The organism is Actinomycetospora endophytica (assembly GCF_021026375.1).
Classification (GTDB): domain Bacteria; phylum Actinomycetota; class Actinomycetes; order Mycobacteriales; family Pseudonocardiaceae; genus Actinomycetospora; species Actinomycetospora endophytica.
Genome location: NZ_JAJNDB010000005.1, coordinates 423,500 through 444,305 on the forward strand (window position 1 = coordinate 423,500; position 20,806 = coordinate 444,305).

18 protein-coding genes are annotated in these 20,806 nt (G+C 74.3%); 8 read left to right on the forward strand and 10 right to left on the reverse strand.

Annotation, left to right across the window (positions count from 1 at the left end; all coding sequences use genetic code 11):
* Window positions 1-108: 108 nt before the first annotated feature.
* Window positions 109-3,249 carry an ATP-binding protein gene (locus LQ327_RS22925; protein ID WP_230738085.1) on the reverse strand — a complete coding sequence of 1,047 codons (3,141 nt, stop codon included), beginning with the start codon at window positions 3,247-3,249 and terminating at the stop codon, window positions 109-111.
* A gap of 108 nt (window positions 3,250-3,357) precedes the next feature.
* Between LQ327_RS22925 and LQ327_RS22930 the strand changes: the two genes are divergently transcribed.
* Window positions 3,358-4,227 (forward strand): hypothetical protein, encoded by an 870-nt coding sequence (locus tag LQ327_RS22930; protein ID WP_230738086.1) that lies wholly within the window; start codon window positions 3,358-3,360, stop codon window positions 4,225-4,227.
* A gap of 3 nt (window positions 4,228-4,230) precedes the next feature.
* Here LQ327_RS22930 and LQ327_RS22935 read toward each other — a convergent pair whose 3' ends face one another.
* Window positions 4,231-4,653: a pyridoxamine 5'-phosphate oxidase family protein gene (locus LQ327_RS22935; protein WP_230738087.1), complete on the reverse strand. Its 423-nt coding sequence runs from the start codon at window positions 4,651-4,653 to the stop codon at window positions 4,231-4,233.
* Window positions 4,654-4,980: 327 nt separating this feature from the next.
* On the opposite strand from LQ327_RS22935, the gene LQ327_RS22940 reads away from it, so the two are divergent.
* Window positions 4,981-6,015: a transcriptional regulator gene (locus LQ327_RS22940; RefSeq protein ID WP_230738088.1), complete on the forward strand. Its 1,035-nt coding sequence runs from the start codon at window positions 4,981-4,983 to the stop codon at window positions 6,013-6,015.
* A gap of 195 nt (window positions 6,016-6,210) precedes the next feature.
* On the opposite strand, the gene LQ327_RS22945 is transcribed toward LQ327_RS22940, so the two are convergent.
* On the reverse strand, window positions 6,211-6,567 hold the full coding sequence (locus tag LQ327_RS22945) for a glycosyltransferase (RefSeq protein WP_230738089.1): 357 nt from the start codon (window positions 6,565-6,567) through the stop codon (window positions 6,211-6,213).
* Between the two features lie 478 nt (window positions 6,568-7,045).
* Complete coding sequence (locus tag LQ327_RS22950) at window positions 7,046-7,633, reverse strand: TetR/AcrR family transcriptional regulator (RefSeq protein WP_230738090.1); 588 nt, start codon at window positions 7,631-7,633, stop codon at window positions 7,046-7,048.
* Window positions 7,634-7,759: 126 nt separating this feature from the next.
* Here LQ327_RS22950 and LQ327_RS22955 point away from each other — a divergent pair, with 126 nt between their 5' ends.
* Complete coding sequence (locus tag LQ327_RS22955; RefSeq protein WP_230738091.1) at window positions 7,760-9,055, forward strand: cytochrome P450; 1,296 nt, start codon at window positions 7,760-7,762, stop codon at window positions 9,053-9,055.
* 3 nt (window positions 9,056-9,058) lie between these two features.
* On the opposite strand, the gene LQ327_RS22960 is transcribed toward LQ327_RS22955, so the two are convergent.
* From LQ327_RS22960 to LQ327_RS22970, 3 genes are read right to left on the reverse strand one after another with little or no spacing between them, the layout of a single operon-like run.
* A complete protein-coding gene (locus LQ327_RS22960; RefSeq protein WP_230738092.1) occupies window positions 9,059-10,399 on the reverse strand; it encodes a lipopolysaccharide biosynthesis protein in 1,341 nt (446 codons plus the stop codon).
* Between the two features lie 10 nt (window positions 10,400-10,409).
* Entirely contained in the window at window positions 10,410-11,393 is a 984-nt protein-coding gene (gene gmd / locus LQ327_RS22965) for a GDP-mannose 4,6-dehydratase (RefSeq protein WP_230738093.1), read from the reverse strand.
* Window positions 11,390-12,349, reverse strand: coding sequence for a GDP-L-fucose synthase family protein (locus tag LQ327_RS22970; RefSeq protein WP_230738094.1), 960 nt, complete (start codon window positions 12,347-12,349; stop codon window positions 11,390-11,392). Before LQ327_RS22970 ends, gmd begins: the two co-directional genes overlap by 4 nt.
* Before the next feature lie 330 nt (window positions 12,350-12,679).
* Here LQ327_RS22970 and LQ327_RS22975 point away from each other — a divergent pair, with 330 nt between their 5' ends.
* The gene (locus LQ327_RS22975; protein ID WP_230738095.1) at window positions 12,680-13,270 is read left to right on the forward strand and encodes a hypothetical protein; all 591 of its coding nucleotides are present in this window, start codon (window positions 12,680-12,682) and stop codon (window positions 13,268-13,270) included.
* 63 nt (window positions 13,271-13,333) lie between these two features.
* On the opposite strand, the gene LQ327_RS22980 is transcribed toward LQ327_RS22975, so the two are convergent.
* Both LQ327_RS22980 and LQ327_RS22985 read right to left on the reverse strand, forming a co-directional pair.
* Window positions 13,334-14,578: a DUF1501 domain-containing protein gene (locus LQ327_RS22980; RefSeq protein WP_230738096.1), complete on the reverse strand. Its 1,245-nt coding sequence runs from the start codon at window positions 14,576-14,578 to the stop codon at window positions 13,334-13,336.
* Window positions 14,578-15,894, reverse strand: coding sequence for a DUF1800 domain-containing protein (locus LQ327_RS22985; protein WP_230738097.1), 1,317 nt, complete (start codon window positions 15,892-15,894; stop codon window positions 14,578-14,580). The genes LQ327_RS22980 and LQ327_RS22985 overlap by 1 nt, the downstream gene beginning before the upstream one ends.
* Before the next feature lie 229 nt (window positions 15,895-16,123).
* Here LQ327_RS22985 and LQ327_RS22990 point away from each other — a divergent pair, with 229 nt between their 5' ends.
* Together LQ327_RS22990 and LQ327_RS22995 are read left to right on the forward strand one after the other, a co-directional pair.
* Window positions 16,124-16,921 carry a hypothetical protein gene (locus LQ327_RS22990; RefSeq protein ID WP_230738098.1) on the forward strand — a complete coding sequence of 266 codons (798 nt, stop codon included), beginning with the start codon at window positions 16,124-16,126 and terminating at the stop codon, window positions 16,919-16,921.
* Window positions 16,922-16,985: 64 nt separating this feature from the next.
* Window positions 16,986-17,516, forward strand: a complete 531-nt coding sequence (locus LQ327_RS22995; RefSeq protein ID WP_230738099.1) for a mycothiol transferase — start codon at window positions 16,986-16,988, stop codon at window positions 17,514-17,516.
* Window positions 17,517-17,549: 33 nt separating this feature from the next.
* On the opposite strand, the gene LQ327_RS23000 is transcribed toward LQ327_RS22995, so the two are convergent.
* Window positions 17,550-18,806, reverse strand: coding sequence for an amidohydrolase family protein (locus LQ327_RS23000; protein ID WP_230738100.1), 1,257 nt, complete (start codon window positions 18,804-18,806; stop codon window positions 17,550-17,552).
* Between the two features lie 90 nt (window positions 18,807-18,896).
* Between LQ327_RS23000 and LQ327_RS23005 the strand changes: the two genes are divergently transcribed.
* Window positions 18,897-19,379, forward strand: coding sequence for a serine O-acetyltransferase (locus LQ327_RS23005; protein WP_230738101.1), 483 nt, complete (start codon window positions 18,897-18,899; stop codon window positions 19,377-19,379).
* A 69-nt stretch (window positions 19,380-19,448) separates the two neighbouring features.
* Entirely contained in the window at window positions 19,449-20,678 is a 1,230-nt protein-coding gene (locus LQ327_RS23010; RefSeq protein WP_230738102.1) for an alpha-hydroxy acid oxidase, read from the forward strand.
* Window positions 20,679-20,806: the final 128 nt, after the last annotated feature.

Sequence of the window (20,806 nt, forward strand, 5' to 3'; positions counted from 1 at the left end):
CGATCATGCTCCTGTCGTCGCGAAGGCCACGTCACGTGCACGCGAAAGGATGTGGAAAGGCCCATCCGGTTCGATCACGTCGTGGACGACGGCGGGGCGGGGTCGCGCTCAGCGCACCGGTCGGAGTCCCAGAGGCAGGGCCGGTACCGGCGTGGCGGGGGGCGACGCCGGGACCGGTCCTCCGTCGTGCCCGTGCTCGGCGACGAGAATCTCGGCGGCGTCGACCCACGGGGTCCATCCGAGACCGCCGGCCGTCGCCGCGGCGCAGCGGAAGAGCTCGAGGGCTCCCGCGGTGTCCCCGAGCGCCGACATGGCGAGGCCCCGGTAGAGATCGAGCGGGCCGAACACCGCGGCCCCGATCCCGACGACGACGGTGGCCCCCGGGTCGGCGGGCATGGCGTCGAGGACGAGAGCGGCCGTAACCCCGTCACCGACCGCGTAGGCGGCACACGCGGCGAGGCAGAGCCCGCTGCGGTCGAACAGCCCGCCCTCGCGCCCTTCCCGCTGCTCGTGGAACTCGGTCAGGCGGGTCCGGGCGGTGGACGCGTCGCCGGCGTGCACGGCGTCGACGGCGGCGCAGGCGCGCCAGGCCGAGACCCGCGGGTACATGCCGGCCGCGGTGGCGGGCAGGCCACCGAGGACCGGCATGTCGCCGCCGAGCAGGTGGCGGGCGACCAGGTGCACGAAGTAGCCGCCGAGTGCGTCCGGGATCCCGAGTTCCTGACCGCGACTGAACGCCTCCTGCGCGATCTCGTCGGCGTCCGCGACCTTGCCGACCGCGAGGGCCATCGAGGCGTCCAGCAGCCGGGTCGCCCACATCGTGCGGGGCCGGTGACGCCGCTCCGCCTCGGGCGCGAGCGCGTCGTGCCGGGCGAGGGCGTCCGAGAGCCGGCCCGCGGCCACGAGCGCCGCGACGAGCAGCTCGTCGGCCTCGAAGCGCAGCGTCACCTCGCCCGCCGCCTCGGCCAGATCCCGGGCCCGCAGGCAGGTCTCGACGCGCTCGGCCGCGGGCACCGCCGCGTCGAGCTGGAGGAAGGCGGTGGCGACGGCGACCTCGGCGGCCACGTGCGGGTCGGCCCCGCCTTCCCCGAGCGCCATCAGCTCGGCGACCAGCGAGGGCGTCTCGGTGACACCGACGAGCTGCTGCTCCTCGGTGATCATCCCGCGCAGCACCCGGGCCCGCTGCCGGTCGTCGAGGGGCAGCTCCCGCACCCCGCGCAGCCGCTCCAGACGCCGCGGCCGGCCGGCGACGGAGGGCCCCTGGGCGTCGTCGCCCATCGCGGCGGCGACGGCGTCGGCGACGTCCGCGCCCGGGTCCGCGACCACCGCGTCGAACTCCTCGGCGGCCTCGTCGACCCGTCCGCGGGCCTCGAGCACCAGCCCCCGCAGCAGCGCGACCCGGCAGGGCCGGGAGGTGTGCTCCCGGGCGGCCTCGAGCAGGCTCTCCGCCTCGGCGAGGGCGCCGTCGCGGTAGGCCACGAGGATCGCGGGCAGGTGCGCGTCGGCGACGGTGGCCGCGGGCAGCAGGGCGGCCGCCCCGACGGCGTGGCGCAGCACGGTGAACGGCGACGCCTCGGCGGGCAGCACCTCGTACCGGGCCAGGTGCAGCTGGGCGGCGACCACCGGGGGCACGGTGTCCAGGACGGCGGCCGCGGTGAGCTCGTGGCGGAACGCGAAGCCGTCCGGGGTCGGCTCGACGAGGGTCAGGGCGAGGGCGGGCCGCAGGTCGGCGGCGAGCCGGCGCGCCGGGATCCCGACCGCGCCGGCCAGGTCGGTCAGCGGGATCGAGCCCAGGACGGCCAGGGCCTCCAGGCCGGCCCGGCAGGGCTCGGGCAGCTGCTCCAGCTGATGGGCGAGCAGTGGGCGCAGCCGCTCCGGGACCTGCGCGGTGGCCGCGACCCGGGCCTCGTCGTCGGGCAGATCCCGGATCTCGGCGAGCAGTGCCGACAGGTGCAGCGGATGGCCGCCGGTACGCGCCCAGAGCGCCCCCGCGAGGGTCTCCCCCAGCTCCGTGCCGACCAGCGCGCGCGTGCCCGCCTCGTCCAGCTCGCCCAGGACGAGGCGCTCGACCCCGTCGAGCGGGGCGAGGTCGGCCGCCGCGTCGCTCCACGCCGGGTGCGTGACGGCGTCGGGCTCCCGGGCCGCGACGAGCACGACGACGCCCGGCGGCACCCCCGCCCGGCCGAGGGCCCGCAGCACGTCGAGCGACGCGGGGTCCGCGCGGTGCCCGTCGTCGAGCGTGACCAGGACCTGGGCGTCGCCGGCGACGAGGGCGAGACGGCGCCGCAGCGTGCGGCCCGGCGCGGGGTCGCGCAGCGCGGGCGGCTCCACCCCGACGCCGTGCAGGGCCTCGACCCACGCCGCGAACGGCGCCTGGTCGTGCTCCCAGAGCCCGCGCCCGACGCGGGCGCCCCGACTGCGGGCCTCCCCGGCGGCCGCCCCGAGCAGGGTCGACTTCCCGATCCCCGCCTCCCCGGCGACGAGCACGATGCGCCCGGCCTCGGGGTCGTCCAGCCCCTCCCGGATCGTCGCGAGCGGCCCTTCACGGCCGACGACGACCCGTCCGGCCGTGGAACTGCGGTCCCGGGCCTCGAGGACGGTGCGCTCGACGGCGCGCAGTTCGGAGCCCGGGTCGAGCCCGTGCTCGATCTTGAGCTCCCGGCGGGTGGCGGCGATGGTGCGCAGCGCCTCCCCGGAACGCCCGAGCCGGTGCAGGGACGTCGCGACGAGGGCGGCGAGGTGCTCGCGGTCGAGATGGCCGGCCAGCGCGGGCGAGGCGACGGAGAGGGCGACGCCGGGCTGGTCGTCGTCGAGCAGGCGGCGGGCCTTGTCCTCGACGAGCTCGAGCCAGCGGACCTCGACCCGACGACGCTCGGTCTCCAGCCGGGGCGCGGGACGGCAGCCGGGGAACGGCTCGCCGTCGATGCTGCGCAGCGCGACGTCGGGCTCGGCGTCGTGGAAGCGGCAGAGGTCCACCTCGGCGCGGGAGACCTCGAGGGCGTACCCGCCGCCGGTGCTCGCGACCTTCGCGGGCGCGACCAGCTTGCGCAGGCGGGTGACCTGCACGTGCAGGGCGGCGGCGGGGTGCTGGGGCAGCGACTCCCCGTAGAGCTCGTCGATGAGCGTGGACGTCGGGACCGGCCGGCCCGGGTCCAGCGCGAGCAGGGCGAGCAGCGTGCGCAGCAGCGCGCTGCGCGGCACATCAGCACCGGTGACCTCGACCGTGCCGAGAAGACGAATCTCCGTCACCGGCCCCCCAAGGCGTGACTCACAGTGACTATCACCCATCACAGTACGACGGACGCCGTCATCCGGCCAGAACAGGTCGAGCCCGGCGACATACTGCTGGTGACCCCGATGCCCGACGAGCCACTCGGTCGGATGATCACCCGCCTCGACGGGTCGGCATTTTCGCACAGCGGTCTCGCCCTCGGGGACGGCGTGATCGCGTCGGCGCACCAGTCGTTCGTGCCGTCCGAGCCGTGGGATCTGTCGGGGCTGCGGGCCGAGAAGTTCGAGCACTTCTGGGACAAGGGCCAGTCGGTGTACCGGCTCGCGGTGCCCTCGCCGACGGCGCGAGCCAAGGCCGTCGCGGCGGTGCACCGGCTCCGGCTGCCCGACGACGGGTCCTTCTGCGTCCCGAAGATCCTCATCGTGGCGATCGCGCTCGCGTCGTTCGACCGGTCGCTGTTCGACCACGAGGCGGGCACGACGATCCGCGAGCTGGCGATCGACGCGGCCCGCGCCTGGGAGGGCGCACCGGGTGAGCGGACCTTCTACTGCGCGGAGGTGGTCGCCCGCGCCTTCGGCGAGCGGTTTCCACTCTCCGCACTCGAGCCCCCGGGCGGTGTCCGCCCCGCCCCGGCGCCGCCGGCCCGGGACGGGCTGCTCGGCTCGATGATGGAGCTCTACTTGGACGCGGCGACCGGCGACGAGTGCCAGGACTCGCTCGACCGCCTCGTCGACGCGCTCGACATCGAGGCGCCGGCGTTCCTCGACACCGTCGCGCGCGACATCCTCGCGAGCGCCCGCCGCGCGGACGACCGGCGCACGCTCACCGCGCGCTACGCCGGCCGCCGCACACCGCAGAAGGGGTGGGAGCTGACCGGTCGGCTGCTGCCGTCCGCCCTCGTCACCCCGCGGATGCTGCTCGACGCGCCCTGGACCGCCGACACGGTCGCCCGGATCGACGGCCCGGGCGCGCCGGAGCCCCTCGACGGGGCCTGACGCTCAGTTCGCGGGGTTGTCGCTCGCCTTCGCGCTGCCCCAGCCGTGCCAGCGGTCGACCTCGATCCAGGCGCTGACCCGGGTCCGGTCCCGGACCGGGTAGGGCTCGCCGGTGTAGTGGCGCGAAATCCGGTCGATGTCGACGAGCCCCTCGTCGGCCGCCCACTCCACGACGCGGCCCTGCATCGAGACGTGGGTGTACCAGTCGTCGTCGGCGAGCACGGTGATCGTGGTGCGCGGGTCGTCGCGCAGGTAGCGCACCCGGGTCCGGGCGTCGTCCATGTTGACCAGGACCCGGCCGTTCTCCCAGAAGTACCAGGTCGCCACCGACACCGGGGACCCGTCCGGACGTAGGGACGTGATGACGCTCGGGTTGGGGCGGGCGAGCAACTGCTGGACCTCGTCGGGCAGCGGCGGCTTCGGCATCGCTCTCGGACCTCCTCGGGGTCGGGTTCGGGTGCGCCGGGGGTCGTCGGACCGTCACGGCGTCAACCCCTGGATAGACCGTCAGGGACGCGGATAGACCGCCGTCGCCCGTTGTCCGGATCACTGTCGGCCCGCTGCCCGGCGACGTATTCCTCCGGTGCCACTCCCGCGCTCCCACCGGAGAGGATCGCCGGTGCCACGGGGGGACGCACGGCCCGGCACGCGGGGGGAGCCCCGGACCGTGCGGTGGAGCGCGGGAGTGGCCCCACGAGATCGTTCGACTTTCGATAATCTCTGGTGCGGCCGAACTCCGGGGGGAAGTCGCCGATGCCACGACCGCAGCGCGAGCTGGATCCCGACGGTGGCCCGCTCGTCGAGTTCGCCCGGGACCTGCGTGCGCTGCGCACCCGCGCCGGGACCCCGAAGTTCGCGACGATGGCCCGCCGCACCGGGCGCTCGAAGACCGCCCTCGCCGACGCGTCGGCCGGCCAGCACCTGCCCCGCTGGGAGACCGTCGAGGACTTCGTCCGCGCCTGCGACGGCGACCCCGCCGACTGGTACGAGCGCTGGCTCGCGCTGCGTCCCGGGGTGGGGACGGCGGGTGCGGGGACGTCGGGTGCGGGGACGTCGGGTGCGGGGACGTCGGGTGCGGGGACGTCGGGTGCGGGGACGTCGGATGCTCGCTCGACGCCGGGTGCCGGCGCCCCGGGTGCCGGCGTGCCGGGTGCGGGCCCGACGACGGGTGAGGGCCCGACGACGGGTGCGGGCTCGACGCCGGGTCCGGGTGAGCGGGGCGCCGGCGCGCCGGGTGTCGACGACCGCCCCGCGGCCCCGCCCGCCTCGCCTGTTGCGCTTGGTGCACCGCCCGCGCCGGAGCCGGCCCGATCCCGTCGTCGGGCGGTCCTCGCCGCGGCCGTCGTCGGGGTGCTGGTGATCGGGGCGCTCGGGTTCGTGCTGGGCCGGGTCACAGTCCCGGGGCCGCCGATCGTGCCCCAGACCGTCGAGGCGATCGAGGTGCAGAACAAGGTGGCGCTCGGCCCGGACCGGCTGGTCGAGGACCGCACGCCCGCCTACCTGTCGACCCAGGCGCTCGCCTACTGCGCCTCCCCCGACCGGTCCTGCAAGGTGCCCGGCACCGAGATGGCGTCGGGGGCGGCCGTCGTCGCCAACTGCTGGACCCAGGGTCAGCTCATGTGGAACTGGGACCTCTCCGACCCGACCGCGCAGTCCAATCCCGACAACGCCCGCTCCGACCTCTGGTACCGCGCCTCGTTCCCGGACGGCCGGACCGGCTACCTCTCGGAGGTGTACGTGGTGCGGGGTGATCGCGGCGGGCGGGGGCTCCCCCGCTGCACCCCGTGAGCGCTCGCTCGGCCCGCCGGGCGAGGGAGCCGCCGGTCGGCCGAGGGAGTCACTACAGGTCGAGCGGATCTCCTTCTCGCCGCGCAGCGACTCCCTGATCACCGGACCCGCGCGCTGGCGCGCTCGGCAAGATCAATTGCCTAGTCACGAGGGAGCGTCCGGCCGAGCGCCCCGATCACGCCACCGCCCGGGACCTCACACCCGACACCCGGCGTCCTGCGGCCAACCCCTCGACCCAGTCGCAGCGGGATCGACGCCGAGGTCGGCGAGCGGCCCGCCGAACTGCGGGTGCACGACGGCGACCCGGTCGGCGCGGGAGAGCAGCGCACCCTCGAGCTTCGCGCCCCAGCCGGGGAGGCGCGAGGAGGTCATGCGGGTCTCGGCCAGCGCCCGGCTGTAGAGGTCCTGGATGACGACGCCGAGCGCGGTCCGCCCCTCGCGGCGCCACCGGAGCTCGGCGAGCACCGTCAGGAGGACCGGGCTCACGGCGACGACGACGTCGGGTCGCGGGCCACCGACCAGCGCGGCGTGTGCGGTGAAGGCGGCGTCCACGACGATCCGGCGGCGAGGCGACGGAGCCGACGCCGTCCGCGGCGACGTCCGCCGACGCCTTGATAACGCGTCGAGCGCTCCGTCGAGCAAGGCCCGGCCCCCGGCGAGGGAACATCGTCGTGGAGCACCAACGGCACCCGCCCGCGCCGGGCGATCCGTGCGACCACCCGCACGCTGTTCCCGAGGGCGCGACCACGACCGTCGAGGGCGCGACTTAGCCGAGAAGCCGGCCCGGGCGCGCGCCACCCGGGAGCCGCACGACGCGGACCACCGGCAACGGTCACGGGCCTGAGTCGACCGAGAACGGCACCCGACCGGCTCGCACCCGTTCCCCGCGCCCGTCCACGACGAACACGCCCACCTCCGGGTCCTGACCCCGGCCGGCGCGCCAGGCAATTGATCTTGGCGAGCGCGGCGCCCGCCGGGCCGCGCTCGCCAAGATCAACTGCCTGGTATCGCGAGTGCGGAACACCGCGCCCTAGTGGCTCCGCACCCGGGTGTCCGCGACCGCGAGATCCGCCAGGTGCCCGGCGACCTCCTGCGGCGCGTGCAACGGCAGCACCACGTGGCTGATCACGAGACGGGTGATCGACTCGGCGACCTCGGCGAGCGGCGCCGGGTCGAGATCCGGGTGGTGCGTGATCATCGACGCGACCACGTGGTCGCGGGCGCGGGTGACGAGCGGCCCGCCGTCGCTGGTGAGCAGCGGCAGGAACTCATCGCTGCTGGTGCCGGTGAGCACCGCACGCAGCAGTGGCTCGGAGACGGCCGCCTCGAGCACGAAGCGCACCGTCGCCTCCCACCGGTCGCGCAGTGAGCTCTCCCGCGCGATCGCGGCGTCGACGCCGTCGAGGAACCGGTCGAGCAGCCGCATGATCAGCGCGTGGGCGAGGCCGTGCTTGTCCCCGAAGGCGTTGTAGAGGGTCTGGCGGCTCACGCCGATCCGGGTCGCGACCGCGCGCATCTGCAGCCCGTCCCAGCCGTGCGCGAGGACCTCGTCGGCGGCGACGTCCAGCGCGGCGTCCCGCATGAGCCGGCGCGCGGAGTCGCGGTACGGGTTCGTCACGAACGCCAACCTTAGACACAACAGGCACCAGCATCCACATCGTGGACACAAGTCCTCATCGTGTCTTGACACAAACCGCCGATGTGTCCACCATCGTGACCACCGCCACGACATGGAGGTCGCGACATGAGCGAGCACGCCACCAGCAGCGCCAGCGGCAACCCGGACCGGCCCTACGACGACGAGGACATCTCGTCCCGGGCCTTCTGGTCGACGACCGGCGACGAGCGGGAGAAGACGTTCGCCCGGCTGCGTGAGCGCGGCACGATCACGTGGCACCCGCCGATGGAGGACTCGCTGCTCGACGACCCCGAGGACTTCGGCTTCTGGGCGGTGACGACGTACGACGACCTCGTCGAGGTCACCAAGCGCAACGACGACTTCCTCTCCGGGCCCGGGATCCTCATGGAGAGCGCCCCGTCGGAGCTCGTCGAGGCCGCCCAGTCGATCATCGCGATGGACCCGCCCCGGCACTCGAAGATGCGCAAGCTGGTCTCGGCGGCGTTCACGCCCAAGCAGATGCGCCGGATCAACGACCGCATCGAGGCCAACGCCCGCAAGGTCGTCGACAACCTCGTCGAGAAGGCCGAGGCCGGTGGCGGCACCGCCGAGTTCGTCGCGGAGTGCGCCGAGCTGCTCCCGATGCACAACATCAACGACATGATGGGCGTGCCGGAGGGCGACCGGCAGGAGGCCAACCGCGAGATGAAGGTCCTCGTCGGGTGGCACGACCCGGAGCTCGTCGGGCACACCCAGGAGGAGCGCCTGACCCGGATGTTCCAGGCGATCGTCTCCACCCACCAGCTCTGCATCCGCCTGGCCGACGAGCGCCGGACCGACCCGCAGGACGACCTCATCACGGCGCTGGTGCAGGCCGAGGTCGACGGCGAGCGGCTCTCCGACTCCGACATCGCCGCGTTCTTCTGCCTGCTCACCATCGCGGGCACCGACACGACGCGGCAGTCGACCAGCCACGGCCTGCGGGCCCTGACCGATCACCCCGACCAGCGCGAGTGGCTCCTCGGGGACCTCGAGGGCCGTATCCAGACCGCGGTCGAGGAGATCGTGCGCTGGGCGACCCCGATCATGACGTTCCGCCGGACCGCGTCGCACGACGTGGAGTTCCGCGGCCAGCAGATCACCGAGGGCGACAAGGTCGTCATGTTCTACAGCTCGGCCAACCGCGACGAGACCCGGATCGACCGCGCCCACGAGCTCGACCTCTCCCGGCACCCGAACCCGCACATCAGCTTCGGCGGCGGCGGCATCCACCACTGCCTGGGCAACCAGCTCGCCCGCTTCCAGCTGCGCGCGCTGTTCACCGAGCTGCTCACCCGCGTCCCGCACGTCACCGCGGGCGAGCCGGAGCTGATGCCCGGCAACTTCTTCCACGTCGTCAAGCGCATGCCGGCGCACGTGTGAGGCTCAGCTGATCTCGGGCCCCTCCGGCACGGCGGGCGCGACGCCGACCACCCCGTCACGTCGCGCCCGGCGCGCCGCCAGGCCGAGCAGCACGAAGATGACGATCTGGCTGATCACGTAGCCGACGGCCGCCCAGACCGCGCCGCCCCACCAGGAGAGGACCAGCGTCGCGAGCAGGCCGACGGTCAGCCCGACCGCGATGCCCACCGCGACCGCGTGCTGCCGGCCACGGTTCTGGGCGATCACCGCGAACGGCTGGTTGAGGGTGACGACGGCGGCGCCGATCGCCAGGATCGCGAACACCGTGCCGGAGCTGGCGTACTCGGGGCCGAGGAGCAGCGGGATCAGCGGCGGCCCCGCGACGGCGGCCACCAGCGGCGCGAGGCACAGCGCGGCGCCGACGCGCAGGACCCGGCGCTCCTCGCCGCGCAGCGCGGCCTCGTCGGCACCGGCTCGTGCGAGCCAGGGCGAGGCGACGAGGCCGAGGGAGTTGGCGAGGAACGTGAGCGGTCCGAGCAGGCGCCCGCCCGCGGCGTAGAGACCGGCCTGGAAGGCACCCGCACCCACCGTCACCAGCGGGGTGTCGAGCTGCTGGGCGGACGCGGCGAGGTTCGCGAGCCCGAAGCCCAGCGACTCCCGGTGGTGCCCGGCGAGCTCGCGCGCGGGACGCCGCCGCTCCCCCGCCGCGCCGAGGAAGACCCGGTCGAGCGCGGCCTCGAACAGGAACGACAGCGGCAGCGCGGCGGCCAGCGCGAGCTCCCCGGCCCCGGCCACGGCCAGGACCGCGGCGACGACGAGGCCCGCGACCCGCCCCGCGAGCTGCCCGGTCGACGCGCGCGCGAACTGCTCGCGGGCCCGCAGCAGCCCGTTCGCGTTCTGGGCCTCCCACACCCCGAGCCCGACGAACGCGAGCAGGACCGCGCTCGGCACGCTCGGCGCGATGACGAGACTCGGTGCCAGCCCGACGACGAGCAGCACCGCGAGCGCCCACGGCCGCTTGGCGGCGACGACGGCGCGGGCGCGGTCCTCGTCGAGGCGTCCGGCGGCGGCCTCGCGGACGAGGTAGTTGACCAGCCCGAGGTCGACGACGGTGGCCGCGACCTGCCCGATCGCGGCGCAGGTGGCGACGAGGCCGAGCGTGGCCGGCGAGATCGAGCGGGCGCCGACGACGTAGGTGACGCCGAGAACGATCTGCCCGACGACGAGCGCGCCGGCCACCCCGCCGATCCGCCCGAGGAAGAGCGACAGGGTGCCGCCGGCGGACCGACGGCCGGTCCCGGCCGGCGGGCCGGTTCCGGACGGCGAGCCGGTCCCGGACGGCGAGCCCGGTCCGGCGTCGGTCACGGCATGAGGCTCATCGGGAGACGCCGGCGTCCTGGAGCTCGGCGTCGACCATGATGTGGGCGAGCTGCTCGGGCATGGTCTGCGCGGTCCAGCCCAGCACCCGCTCGGCCTTCGAGGAGTCCCCGATCAGCGAGTCCACCTCGGTCGGACGCAGATAACCCTCGTCGAACCGCACGTGGCGCTCCCAGTCCGCGCCCACGTGCTCGAAGCAGTACTGCACCCACTGGCGCACCGTGGTCGCCGTGCCGGTGGCCAGCACGTAGTCGTCGCCCTGGTCGGCCTGCAGCATCCGCCACATGCCCTCCACGTACTCCGGCGCATACCCCCAGTCGCGGACCGCATCCAGATTGCCCAGGTAGACGAACTCCTCCTTGCCCTGCGCGATCCGGGCGGCGGCGCGAGCGATCTTGCGGGTCACGAAGGTCTCGCCGCGGCGCGGGGACTCGTGGTTGAACAGGATCCCGTTGACCGCGAACAGGCCGTGCGCCTCGCGGTAGTTCCGGGCCATCCAATAGCCGTAGAGCTTCGCCGCCCCGTACGGCGAGCGCGGGTAGAACGGGGTCACCTCGGACTGCGGCGGCGGGGTCGCGCCGAACATCTCCGAGCTCGAGGCCTGGTAGTAGCGGGTGTCGATCCCGACCATCCGGATCGCCTCGAGCAACCGGGCAGTGCCGAGCCCGGTGGTGTTGCCGGTGAACTCCGGCTCGTCGAAGCTCACGCGCACGTGCGACTGCGCCGCCAGGTGATACACCTCGTCCGGGCGCACCTTCTCGATCAACGTCACCAGCCGGCTCGAATCGGTCAGGTCGCCGTAGTGGAGAACGAGGCGCTGCTCCGGGTCGTGCGGATCCTGATACAGGTGCTCGATCCGACCGGTGTTGAACGTCGAGGAACGCCGGATGATCCCGTGCACCTCGTAACCCTTGGCCAACAACAACTCGGTCAGATACGAACCGTCCTGCCCGGTGATCCCGGTGATCAGCGCGCGCTTCACGCCGTCGCTCCTTCGCCAGAGACGTAGTTGTCGAGATACCAGCGGTACGTCGAGGCCAGACCCTCGGCCAGCCCGATCCGCGGCTTCCAGCCCGTCGCGGTGATCCGCGAGACGTCCAGCACCTTGCGCGGCGTGCCGTCCGGGCGCGACGTGTCGTACACGATCTCGCCGGTGAACCCGACCGTCCGCGCGACCAACGCCGCCAGCTCCGCGATCGTCACGTCCTCACCGGTACCCACGTTGATCGGCGACGGATCGTCATAGACGTCCAGCAGATGCACACACGCCGCCGCCAGATCATCCACATGCAGGAACTCCCGGCGCGGCGTCCCCGTCCCCCACACCGTCACCCGCGCATCACCGCGCACCGTCGCCTCGTGGAACTTCCGCATCAACGCCGGCAGCACGTGCGAGGACTCCAGATCGAAATTGTCCCCCGGCCCGTACAGATTCGTCGGCATCGCCGACACCCACGGCAGGCCGTACTCCCGCCGATACGACTGCACACCCATGATCCCCGCGATCTTCGCGACCGCGTACGCGTCGTTCGTCGCCTCCAACGGACCCGTCAACAACGAGTCCTCCCGGATCGGCTGCTCCGCGAACTTCGGATAGATACACGACGACCCCAAGAACAGGAACCGCCCGGCCCCCGCCCCGGCCGCCGCATCCAACAGATTCGCCTGAATCCGCAGATTGTCGTGCAGGAACTCCACCGGCCGCGCCGCGTTCGCCGCGATCCCCCCGACCCGCGCCGCCGCGTCCACCACCGCCACCGGATCGACCCCGGCCACGAACTCCCGCGCCGCGGACGCATCCCGCAGATCCACCTGCGCCGACCGGGCCCCCACCACATCGGTGAAACCCGCGCCCCGCAGCGCCCGCACCACCGCGGACCCCACCAGTCCCCCCGAGCCCGCGACGAGAATCCGCGCGGAACGATCCAGCTCGCCCATACCCCGAGACGGTAGCGGAGCGTGGCCGGATCTCCGATGGCTGCGCCGTCCGGTGATGGTCACAGTGGCGCCGGGTAACGCGACGGTGGCTCGCGCACCGGCGGTTGCGGCGGCCGGTCGGGCCGCTCGGACCACCGGAGGCTCGTCCCGCCCACGAACGGACCAGTCACGTCCGACGCCCGGTTCCTCCCGCCGGGCGCAGCGGACTGTGACGTGGCGTGTGTTCTGCGTGATCTCTCCGGCGCCCGGGTATGACGCCGTTCGAGACAGCGCGAGAGAGAGCCGGTCCCGACGGCGTCACGCCCGGGACCGTGGTGGGAGGAGTGCCCCATGCCGGCCGGAGAGTTCGCCCGGGACGATTCCACCCCGGACAGGAGCGGTCGTCCCGACCAGTACGACCCTCTCCGCCCGCAGCTCCCCCTCGAGTCCGTTCCGCGCGGGCGCTTCGACGTCCCCGGGATGGGCGGCCTGCGGCTGCGGTCGCGGTTCCTGATCGCGACCTGCAGCCCGACATCGCGCCCGTGGGCTGCTGTCGCGCTCTGCCTGACCGGGGTGGTCGGACTGTTCCTGCCGCTGCTGATCGGCGTGGGCGGGCACGGCTGGACCGCGGTCGAGCTGGCCAAGGGTCCGACCCTCGTCGCGCTGGGGCTCTTCGTCGTCCTGACCCTGCTGCCGGTGGTCGACCTCGTCCTCGGCCACGAGCGTGTCACCCCGTGGCTCGCGTTCCCGGCCGCGCTCGGCGTCCAGGTGACCATCGCGCTGGCCGTCGTCGCCGCGGCGCGGGGCGCGGGTGCGCTGCACCCCGAGCTCTCGACGGGGGTCGCGGCGCCCGGCGCGGGCCTGGTCCTGATGGTGGTGGCCGAGATCGGGCTCGCGGTGATCGGCGGGATCGGCTTCGCACGTCGCCGCCAGGTGCGCTGACGCGCTTGTGAGCAGTAATTGACGCCCTGGCGTCAATTACTGCTCACGAGCGCGTCAGCGCACCTACAAGGCGAACGTCCCGCCGGGATGCCCCGGCACCACGCGGTCGGGGTCGGCGCCGAGCACCTTGTCGACCAGTGACGCGTAGACGTCGCGGAAGTCGACGTGCGCGCGCAGGTCCCCCGCGTACAGATCGGTCAGGCTGGGCTGCTGGCCCGTGAACCCGCCGCGCATCCCCGCGCCGAGCAGCAGCACCGGGCTCGCGGTGCCGTGGTCGGTGCCCTCCGAGGCGTTGGCCTGGACCCGCCGTCCGAACTCGGAGTACACGAGCACCGTCACCTGACGGCCCGCGTCCGATCCGCCGAGCCGCTGCACGAACCCGGTGAGCGCGGCGTCCAGCTGCCCGAGGAGACGTTCCTGGGTGCCGCGCTCGTCGGCGTGGGTGTCGAACCCGCCGAGCGAGGCCGAGTACACCCGCGTCGGCACCCGCGCCTCGACCAGCCCGGCGATCAGATCGAGCTGGTGCCCGAGGTCGCCGCCCTTCCCACCGGTCTTCGCGACGGCGGGCTTCACCGTGCCGCCCTCGATCGCCGGGTCGACCGCCGCGCGCAGCGTGCCCAGGTGCCCGATCGAGGCCGCGGCCTTCGCCCGCCACGGGTCGTCGGTCGGGTCGGGCGCCGCGAACCCGGCCACCGCCCGGCCGAGCGCCCCGCGGGGCAGGTCGAGCGTGCCGGGCGCGACCGTCGACCCCGCCCGGTCGGCGCCGACCAGCAAGGGCGGCAGCACCGTCTCCGTCGAGAGCGCCCGCAGCGGGTCCGCCGCCGACCCGTCGCTCACCGCGTCCAGCCAGCGCCCCAGCCAGCCGGCGCCGTTCGGGCTCGTCGGGGACGCGGTCTGCCAGATCGCCATCGAGCGGAAGTGGCTGTGGTCGGGCTCCGGGTAGCCGACCCCACGCACGATCGTCAGCGATTCGCCGCTGTCCCAGAGCCCCTTCAGCCCGGTCATCGCCGGGTTGAGCCCGATTCCCTCACCGACGTCCAGGACGTCCTGGGCGCGGTAGGCGAGCTCCGGCCGCGCCTTCTGGTACGCCGGGTCCGACGCCGGGACCACGGTGTTCAGCCCGTCGTTGCCGCCGTAGAGGGTGACGACGACGAGCACGCCCGCGTTCGGGTCGAGGTCACCCGCCGAGGCGAAGAGGTCCTCCCACGGCACCGTCGTGGCCCCCACGACGGCGAGGGCGGCGGCCCCCGTCACCGCGGTCGCCGTCAGGAAGCGACGACGGGTCAGGGCCGGGACGGTCGTGCGCATCAGACGCTCACCACGTACTCCGGGCTCACCGCGGCCGCGGCGAGCAGCTGCCGGGGATCGCCGCCGGCGAGCGACTGCAGCGCCGTCCGGGTCCGACCGCTCCAGCCGTCGACGGCGAGGGTGGCGCGCGCCCACTCGACGCGCGCGTTGCTCCCCGACGGCGGGGGCTCGACCGGCCCGGACAGCGGCGCCGCCTTCAGCAACGTCTGCGCGAACCCGAGCCGCACCACCGTCGCGCTCGCCGTCAGGTAGGGCGCGCCCGCGGGCCAGCCGCCCACGTTCGGCGGGTCGAACGGGACCTGTCCGAGTCCCTTGAGCTGGTTCAGGGCCTTGCTCTGATCGGCCGCCGGCAGCGCCCCGAGTGGCCGCCCGAGCGCCCGCGACAACCCGACCGCCCACTCCACCGGCTGCTTCACCAGCGCCGTCGTCGGGTCCCGGAAGGCGGGCGTAGTCGCAATGGCCCGCAACAGTGGCCGCACGGCCGTGCCCGACCCGTAGGCGGCGACGAGCGCGTCGAGGTCGGCCTCCGACGGCGGGGTCGCCGACACCAGCCGGAACCACAGCCGGCTCGCGACGAACCGCGCCGACTCCGGCCGGGCCGCGAGCATCGAGACGAGCCCCTCGGCGTCGTAGTCGGCGGTCGTCCCGAGCACGGTCTTCGGCGCGTCGTCGAACTTGGTCGGCGCGAAGGTCACCGCCCGGTCCTCGTACGTCCAGCCGGTGAGCGCCCGGGCCGCCTCCCGGACGTCGGTCTCGGCGTAGTGCCCGACCCCGAGCGTGAACAGCTCCATCAGCTCACGGCCGAGGTTCTCGTTCGGGATGCCCTTGCGGTTGGTCTGGTTGTCCAACCAGAGCGTCAGCGCCGGGTCGACGACCATCGCGTGGGCGAGCGTCTCGAACGAGTCCTGCCCCAGAGTCCGGAACGTCTGGTTCTGGACGATCATGTTCTGCGGGTCGCGGACCTTCTGGTTGCTGGTCGCGAAGTGGCCGTGCCAGAACCACGTCAGCTTCTCCGCCCGGGGTGCGGCGACGGTCGCCATCCGGTCCAGCCACCACGTCACCGACGCCTGTTCCTGGTCCCGACGAGCGGCCTCGACGGCGTCCTTGCGCGGGTCGTCGGCCTTCACGGCGGGCAGCGGCGGGAACGACGGCAGGTCGGTCGGCAGCGGCTCGTCGCGGGTCAGCAGCGCGTCGAGGGTGGCGTCGAATCCCGCGGTCGCCCCGGCGTCCACATCCGGGCGACGGGCCCCGGTCCCGAGCCGGTCGAGGAGCCGCCGGACGGCGGCACGCTCGTCGAGCGGCGGGGCGGCGGGCACGCGATCAAGTGTCGGCGGCGGCCGCGTGAAGTACTCGTGAAGTCCTTCAGGTCCATCAGGAAGCGGACCTACCGATAGCCCGGCCTTGACCCGCCCATGGTGAACGTGTCACCCACCACGGTGGTGATCCTCGTCAAGGCCCCCGATCATGCCGTTACCGACTTGTGATGGCACTGTCGGTCCGTACCCGCCCCGGGTGCCGACCACGCGTCCCGAGAAGGGGTCGTCGATGACCGCACTGGAGCCCACCATCCCCGCCGAGCCGGACGTGCCCGTCACGTCGCTGCTGCACGACGACGGCTTCGTCGCGCTCGCCGACGACCTGCAGCACCGCGGTGGGCTCCGGGGACGGGCGGCGCGGCTGGTCGCCCGGGCCCGGGTCGGTGCCGCCCGGACCGCCCTCGCCTCGCGCGTGGTCCCCGCCCTCGCGGACCTCCCCCACGTCCCGGTGACCGTGCCCGACACCGAGGGCGGCCGACGCCTCGCCGCGAAGTACGCCGGCCGGAACCAGGGCGTGCCCCGCGACCTCGCGGTGTCGGTCCTGCGGCTGCCCGAGAAGCCGGAGGACTACCTGCGCGGGCGCTCCAAGCAGGCGCTGCGGACCAACAGCCGCCGGGCCCGCGAGCAGGGCGTCACGTGCCGCGCCGTGGATCCCGTCGAGTCGGTCGCCCGGCTCGCGAAGGTCGTCCCCGAGCGCTGGTGGGACGACATCGTGCCCGGCGCCCGCGCGGACCTCGAGGCCGGGCTGTGCACCGGCTGGATCGCCGAGGCCGCCGACGGCGCGACGGAGGTCCTCGCGCTCACCAGCGGCGCGGGCCCGCTCGCGCGACTGGACCTCATGCTCACCGCCCCCGACCGGGACGGCGACTCCCGCTACCTGCTCTCGGCCCACGTCGTCACCGAGCTCGCCGCCGCCGGGACCCGCCTGCTCGCCGTCGACGGGGCCCTGACGCTGGCTCCGGGGCTGCGGCACTTCCAGCACCTGCTCGGATTCGGCCAGGCGACGCTCGACGTCCAGGTGGCCTGACCGACCACCGCGCGGGTACACCGGGGGCGAACCGTGCTCGCCCCTCGATGAACGGGAGCTCCGCGTGAACAGCATCGACGTGCTCGTCGACGCCTTCGGCCGGGTCCGCAGCGACGTCCACCGCGCCGTCGAGGGTCTCGACGAGAAGGCGCTGAACCTGCGTCTCGACGCCGAGGCCAACCCGGTCGGCTGGCTGGTCTGGCACCTGACGCGGGTGCAGGACGACCACCTCGCCGACCTCGCCGGGACGGAGCAGGCCTACACCGCTAGCCCGGGAGAAAACGGACGCCGCTGGGCCGACCGGTTCGGCTTCGATCTGGACCCGCGGTCCATGGGCTACGCGCACACCTCCGCGCAGGTCGCGGCGGTGCACGTCACCGACCCGGCGTTGCTCACCGGCTACTACGACGCCGTGCACGAGCGGACCCTCGCCTACCTGCGCACCCTCTCCGACGACGACCTCGACGAGGTCATCGACGACGCCTGGGACCCGCCGGTGACGCGCGGGGTGCGGATCATCAGCGTCGTCGACGACGACATCCAGCACGCCGGTCAGGCCGCGTACGTCGCCGGGATCGCCCGCCGCGCGTCCTGACGACGGCCGGGCCGGCTCGATGGGGAGCCCGGCTCAGTGGCCGGCGCGCACCGGCCCGACGTCGTCGGAGCACGCCGCGTGGGCGGGGTGCGAGAGGTCGTGAGCGACGCCCGCGCGCCAGACCGTGCGCAGCGCGCGGGTCGCGGTGACGTCGACGGTCGGGTCGCCGTCGACGAGCAGCAGGTCCGCGCGCTTCCCGGCCGCGATCCGTCCACGGTCGGGCAGCGCGAACACGTCGGCGGCGCGGGAGGTGGCGGCCGCCAGGACGTCGGCCGGCGACATCCCGCACCCCGCGAGCAGCTCCAGCTCGAGGTGCAGCGAGGCCCCGTGCATCACCGCCGCGGGCCGGCCCGGTACGTCGTTGGCGTCGGTGCCCGCGACCACCGTCGCGCCGGCCGCCAGGAGCCGGCGCAGGTTGTCCGCCGCGTGCTCGTAGGCGGCGCCGGACGCGGAGCTGGTCGGCAGCCCGCCCCGGTCGCCCGCCCGCAGCCCCCGCACGACGTCGTCGGGCAGGCGTGCGATCAGCCGCGGGTCGGCGAGCAGCGCCCGCTGCGACGCGGCGTCGGTCAGCGCGGCCATCATCGTCATCGTCGGGACCACGGTGAGACCCGCGAGGCCGTCGTCGTCCAGCGGTCCGTCGAGGGGCAGGTGGGTGAGGACGTCGACGCCCGCGTCGCGCGCGGTGGTGAACGCCCAGCGGGTCGGCGCGTGTGCCACCGTCGCCAGCCCGTGTGCCCGGGCGGCCGCGCACACCGCGGTCACGGTCTCCGGGGAGAGCGTGGGCCGGGTGACGTCGGCGGCGTTCTCGACGAAGACCTTCAGGTAGTCGGAGCCCTCGCGGACCCGGTCGGCGACGTAGCGCTCGGCGTCCTCGGGACCGGACAGCCCCGGCATCCGCCAGCCGCCGGGATCGGGCGGCAGCATGACGGCGGGCCAGCCGTCCACGGCGCCCGCCATCAGCCCGGAGCTGCGCAGGTCGGCCTCGTCGTGCCGGTTCGCTGCCCGCCGACGCAGCATCGCGGTGAACTGCGGCGGCGCGGAGAACATGTCGAGGACGGTCGTCACGCCGTGGCGCAGGTCCTGACCGAGGTTGCCGGCCCCACGCAGGTGCACGTGGCCGTCGACGAGTCCGGGGAGCAGGGTCGCGCCGCGCGCGTCGACGTCGTCGGCCGCGGGCTCGTGCTCCCCCGGCTCGACGGCCGTGATCACGTCGCCGTCGACGACGACGGTCGCCACCCCCACCGGACGCTCGCCGTCGAACACCCGGGCACCACAGATCCTCGTGCTCACGACGCCGAGTGTGCGCGCCACCGGCCCGTGCCCGCGACGCCCGGGAGGGGCCTTCCGACGAGCGACGAGGTCGTGGGGATCATCGGGCGCGTGGCCACCCTGCACCGGATGCACCGCACCCGCATGGACGACGTCGTGATCCGCCTGGTCTACCTGCGCACCCGTGGCCTGCTCGGCCGGGCGGTCCGGCTCCTGCTCTTCGTGCTCGGCATCGACATCCCCCGCGGCGTGCCGATCGGGCCCGGGCTCACGCTGGTGCACGCCACCGCCGGTCTGGTGGTGCACCCGGACACCCGCATCGGCCGCGACGTGACGATCCTGCACGGCGTCACGCTCGGCCGGGCCGACCCGTGGGTCCCGCTGCACCGCGGCCCGATGGACCTCGTCGTCGAGGACGGGGCGGTGATCGGCACGGGCGCGGTCGTCCTCGCCCGCAGCGGCCAGACCCTCACCATCGGGGCGGGCGCCGTGATCGGGGCGAACGCCGTCGTGACCCGGTCGGTCGGCGCCGGCGAGACGTGGGCGGGCAATCCCGCGAGGCAGGTGTTCCCGACGGATCGGGCAACCGGCTGAGGCCGTCGGCGGGTTACCGTCACCTCGACGGACGGCCCGCGCCGTCCCGTCGTCGAGGAGGGACCGCCGATGTCGACCCGTCGCGTGCGCCGCCAGCTCCCCCGCCCCCGCGACCTCGCGCCGCTGGTGCGGATGCGCCCGCCCCGGCTGGACGCCACGCGCCGCCGGCTGGAGTCGGCGTTCACGATCGCCGACCTGCGTGCGATCGCCCGGCGCCGGGTGCCGCGGGCGGTGTTCGACTACGTCGACGGGGCCGCCGAGCAGGAGATCAGCCTGCAGCGGGCCCGGGACGCGTACGCCCGCGTCGAGTTCTCGCCGCGGATCCTGCGCGACGTCGGGTCGGTGGACACCGCGACGACGGTCCTGGGCGGGTCGGCGTCGTTGCCGATGGTCCTCGCGCCGACCGGGTTCACGCGGATGATGCACCACGAGGGCGAGCGGGCGGTCGGCCGCGCGGCCGAGGCCGCTTCGCTGCCCTACGCGCTGTCGACGATGGGCACGACGTCGCCGGAGGAGCTCGCCGCCGAGGCACCGCTGGGCCGGCACTGGTTCCAGCTGTACCTGTGGCGCGACCGCGACGCCTCGAGCGACCTCGTCGACCGCGCCCGCAAGGCCGGCTACGACACCCTCGTGCTCACCGTCGACACCCCCGTCGCCGGGGTGCGGCTGCGCGACTCCCACAACGGGCTGACGATCCCGCCGTCGCTGACCGTCCGGACGCTCTCGGACATGGCGCGGCACCCGGCCTGGTGGGTCAACGTGCTCACCACCGAGCCGTTGACCTTCGCGGCGCTGAACTCCTGGAGCGGCACCGTCGCCGAGCTCGTGGGGCACATGTTCGACCCCACCGCGGTCGCGGCCGACCTGACCTGGCTGCGTGAGCAGTGGCCCGGGCACCTCGTCGTGAAGGGCATCCAGCACGTCGACGACGCCCGCGCGGTCGTGGACCTGGGCGCCGACGGGATCGTCGTGTCCAACCACGGCGGGCGTCAGCTCGACCGGGCGCCGACTCCGTTGGAGCTGCTGCCGGACGCCGCCGCCGCCGTCGGGGAGCGTGCCGAGGTGTTCGTCGACACCGGGATCACCACCGGCGCCGACCTGATCGCCGCCCGCGCGCTCGGGGCCCGCGCGGCGCTCGTCGGCCGCGCCTATCTGTACGGGCTGATGGCCGGCGGTGAGGACGGGGTCACCCGCGCCCTGGACATCCTGCGCGCGGAGGCGGTGCGCACGCTGCAGCTGATCGGTGTCGAGCGGGTCGACGACCTCGACGCGTCCCACGCGCGGCTGCTCCCACGCTGAGCCGCCGGGTCGGGGAGCGCGCTCGGGGCGGGCCGGCTCCGGCCGCGGGATCTCCGCCGGCGTCCGCGGGGTGCTGGACCCGGACGCGGCGGCGGTCCACGATCGTCACACCGGGCAGACCGACCCCA